The 2,630-nt window shown below is 56.2% G+C and carries 2 protein-coding genes; both read right to left on the reverse strand.

What is annotated here, in order from left to right:
• Positions 1-616: 616 nt before the first annotated feature.
• A complete protein-coding gene (locus WNB94_RS17090; protein WP_341391578.1) occupies positions 617-967 on the reverse strand; it encodes a hypothetical protein in 351 nt (116 codons plus the stop codon).
• Between the two features lie 204 nt (positions 968-1,171).
• Positions 1,172-1,831 carry a hypothetical protein gene (locus WNB94_RS17095; protein ID WP_341391579.1) on the reverse strand — a complete coding sequence of 220 codons (660 nt, stop codon included), beginning with the start codon at positions 1,829-1,831 and terminating at the stop codon, positions 1,172-1,174.
• Between the last annotated feature and the right edge of the window lie 799 nt (positions 1,832-2,630).

A 2,630-nucleotide genomic window follows, 5' to 3' on the forward strand; every position in this document is an offset into this window, starting at 1 on the left:
GTTGCGTCCGCGTTGACCTGACAGTTAGGCTGGGGCGCGAAGGAGAGGGCGTGGAGCACACGGCAAACGTGCCATGGTTCGATGAACAGTGATGCTGCACAGACGCTCCCTTTGATGTTTGCAGAGAGTCTGCCAGACGCGCGGTCTTGGTGGAAGACCGCCGAGCGTGTTTGGCCAAAAGGCCGATGGCGAATGGCACTTTGGCGCCTCTGGATGTTGCGCTGACTGCCGCAGGACAGGCAGCCCGCAAGGCCGATGGCATGTGGCACTTTGGCGCCGCGCGGTGGTTAGCAGGCTGCCGAAGGACAGACAGCCGGCCTGAGCGGTGAAAGTAAGACCCCATGTGTGCCGTGCAGTAGGTTTGGTGCGCGTTGAAACCGCTCAAAAAGCCCATGCCTTGCGCATCAAACCAGAATTCCAGAGCCTTCCGAAAACTGCTCATTCGACTTCCAGAGAGTTTCGGAAACGAAGGCCTAACTACCAAGGTAAGCGGCGCCGGAGCACCGAAGGTGCGTAGGGCACCAACACAGGCCATGAGAATGCCGAAGGCATGGCCTGTGTTGGCGTCCGCTTGACCGCACAGTTAGGCGACATTTGGGTTTGCTTGAGCATTTGCTTAGCCTAGCCATTCAGCGAGGGCATCGCTGCTTGAGAAACCAAGAATAGACATGGCCGCCGGACTGTCGCCAGACGCCAGTGAAAACACATTGGTTGCTGGCGCATACAGCAGCCAAGTGTCCGCTCTTCGCGCGACGGCAAAGACTGGCGCAGACGATAGTTCATTCTTGACGCCGTAGCTGAATACTTCGCCGGTGATGTTGGCCTCGACAGGTTCAATGACCATTTCGAGTAATTCACACTGCTTCTGAGCGATGTACGCGTCTTGATCTGCTGCCCATGAGCAAGGCGTGTTTGAGCCTCTCTCGAAAGAGGCCTGAATTGCCGCAAGTGCTTCAGTCTTGTTCATGTGGCCTAACTACCAAGGTAACCGGCGCCGGAGCCCTTTAGGGCGGAGGGCACAACCAAGGGCCATGAGAATGCCGAAGGCATGGCCCTTGGTTGCGTCCGCGTTGACCTGACAGTTAGGCTAGGGCGCGGAGTGGAAGGTTTTGGCGGTACGACTGCTTGCATTTTTGAGTTTTGCACTTGACGTGTCAATCTGCGCTGTGCGTCAAGAATGCTGGGTGCCAGTTGACCAAAGGTTTTCATACGTGGCCTTCACCGCCGGAAAAGCATCTAGTATTTCAGTCAGCGTTGTTGGTGCCTTTTTCGCGCCATCTTTAAATGATGAGCCTGATTGATAGCACGTAGACCCGTCTACGATGATGTAACGGTCATGGAAGCCCGTCGCGGTACGAACTTCGATTTTCTGGGCATGTTGTTGCCTAAACACCTCCACCGCAGGTAGAAGTGTTTTTAGGCATTTTTGACCAAGCAGCCTGATGTTGACGTTTCCGCCGACATGGGGAAGATATCGGGAAACAAACTCGGCGTCGAGATATGGGTCGATAAAGAGTAGGTCGGAATTCGCTGTTTCGAGAACCTTGCGGATTTCGTCGAAGTAGTCGAAGACTAGCCCTGAGTTCAAGTTGACACTCAAAGGCTGTTCAGTTTGCATTGCAAGCTCATGGCGAATTTGATGCAAGCAAACAAGTGCCTCGGTCACCCCGGCAGCGACCGCATGCGGTATGCCGCATTTAAGCTTGGTTGCAGCTGAATTGAAGGTAGTGATAGAGCGGACCGGATCCCAGCCATGAGCTACAGCCGATGCCTGCCCAAGCCACGCTGCAGTGCCTGCATCAATGCGAAGAAATGACTCCTTGGCTGGCATCGACCTCAGAAGGTCATTAACTTGCGCCAGGAGTATGTCGGGTGGAAGCTTTGATGTGAGCATGTCGGTTCGAGTTGGCCTAACTACCAAGGTAACCGGCGCCGGAGCCCGCCAGGGCGGAGGGCACCAACACTGGCCATGAAAATGGCGAAGCCATGGCCAGTGTTGGCGTCCGCGTTGACCTGACAGTTAGGCAGCGGCGCGGAGTAGAGGGCGTGGAGCACACGGCAAACGTGCCATGGTTCGATGAACAGTGATGCTGCACAGACGCTCCCTTTGATGTTTCCAGAGAGTCTGCCAGACACTGTGACGACTTGGCTACCACCGCAGTCGAGGAAGATGCCAGGCAGTGATGGCGAAGCCATGACTGCGGGATGTTTGTGTGGCGGCTTGCCGCGACGCCAAACCTTGCCCAGAGTTGCGATGATGGCATGTGGCACTTGGGCACCGCTGATTGGTGAGCAGGCTGCCGAAGGACAGACAGCCAACCAGAGAGGTGCAAGTAAGACCCCATGCGTGCCGTGCTGCAGGTTTGGTGCGCGTTGAAACAGCTCAAAAGGCCCATGCCTTGCGCATCAAACCAGGATTCCAGAGCCTTCCGAAAATCGCTCATTTGACTTCCAGAGAGTTCCGGAAATGAAGGCCTAACTACCAAGGTAACCGGCGCCGGAGCCCGCTAGGGCGGAGGGCACAAGCAAGGGCCATGAGAATGCCGAAGGCATGGCCCTTGGTTGCGTCCGCGTTGACCTGACAGTTAGGCTGGGGCGCGGAGTGGAAGGTTTTGATAGTACGGCCGCCT

It is taken from the genome of Aquabacterium sp. A3 (assembly GCF_038069945.1).
Lineage (GTDB): Bacteria > Pseudomonadota > Gammaproteobacteria > Burkholderiales > Burkholderiaceae_C > Aquabacterium.